The following is a 1,653-nucleotide window of genomic DNA, read 5'->3' on the forward strand; positions in this document are numbered from 1 at the left end:
ATTGTTTTGTAAAGTATTTTCCTACATCACCATTTCCTTGTGTAAGCCCTAACCATCCATGACAATCAACTACCATTAATTCACTTGACTCATTTGAAAGTTCTGTTACTAAATTTCTAAGTGCAACAGCTTCTGGTGCTCCAAGAGAGCTTGAACCAGTATAATATCTTGGTTCTGAAGATGCAGAAAACCCTGTTGGGAAACATCTATTTAAGTCTATTTTAGTTGTAACTGTGCATCTTCCTGGTCCATAGGAAGTTCTTCCTGCAATAAGACCATCTGGATTCATACATGGTGCAATGCATACTTGCCATCCATTTAAATCTCCATTTGTTGAAATATAATTTCCTAACTTATTTAATACTGATGAACCTATTTTTACTAGTGCTTCACCATCAAATCTCCAATGGTCTTCCCATCCATGAATTGCAAATCCTAAAAATAACTTTTTAATTTTCTTTCCTGATTGATCAGTTGCTCCTAATTTATAGGCATTTAAATTATATCCATTTCCACTTTTTCCATAAACTTTTAATCTAGCATTTTTATGACCTATAGCTCCTAAATCTAAATGTTGTCTAGCTGGTACTGTTCTACCTTTATAATTTACATAACCTGATTTGGTTAACATTCCCTTTGAAGTATCATAGGCTATATGCACTCTTCCACCATATTCATAAAGTTTAGTAGCTGATTCACGTTTTGCTAATTTTCCAAAACCACTATCACTACTATTATATTTTGAATAAACATATTCTTCTGAAGCCCCATTATACCAATCATATTCATTATTATATTTAATTAAATTAGTGTTATTAGATACATACCCTTGTTTTACTCCACCCCCTGCTGGATATTGAACTAAAGTAAGTTGTTTACTGTGTCCAACATCTAAAACTGTTATGGAATCTCCACTTGTTACTGTTCCAGAAACATTATTTCCATTAGCATCTTTTAATTGTAAACTTCCACCAATAACTTTAGCATTATTAGGGAAAGTAAACCCACCTGAAACCATACTTCCTGGTGCTACAGATGGCCAAGGATCAACTCCATTTGAACCTGAACCTCCACTTGAACCATTTAAATCGGCAAATCCTGATTTGTTTCTAGTTCCACCTGATGCATTATAAACTATATTATCCATATTGTTTTTTCTATAAAGGAATGTAGCTTTTTCATTTGGATCTACTGAACCTAATCTTTGACTACCTGTATTGGCATCCTCATAGATATTAGTTCTACTGCCTTTATTAACCCATTTTTCTAAATTATCATATTTAATAATATTAGTTGCGTTGGTAACATAACCTTCTTTTACATCAGTTCCTACTGGATACTGAACTAAGGCTAATTTTTTATTTTCTAATACTTTTAAAACCGTAATCCTATCACCAACAGTTACTTTACCAGGAATTATATTTCCGTTTTCATCTCTTAAGTATAAGAAATCATTTTGAACAGTTGCATTGTTAGGATAACTAAATCCATTTGGTACAAATTCACCTGGCTTTACTCTTGTTTCCATTTTTTCTTCTCTTTGTTTTTCCAAATTTATCTCCTCCATCTTTTCACTTTTTATTTTGTAATTTCTCATTACATATATCTAAGACGTTTTTATTTGAAAAAACTAAAGTGTTTTATTAAATTTTA

1 protein-coding gene is annotated in these 1,653 nt (G+C 31.7%); it reads right to left on the bottom strand.

Annotated features, from left to right (window positions below; translation table 11 throughout):
• The coding region (locus tag ACRDDY_RS19170) for a M14 family zinc carboxypeptidase (RefSeq protein WP_438566513.1) at window positions 1-1,552 on the bottom strand (1,552 nt) is incomplete at its 3' end.
• Window positions 1,553-1,653 lie beyond the last annotated feature (101 nt).

This window comes from Clostridium sp. (assembly GCF_051656525.1).
Taxonomy (GTDB): Bacteria; Bacillota; Clostridia; order Clostridiales; family Clostridiaceae; genus Clostridium.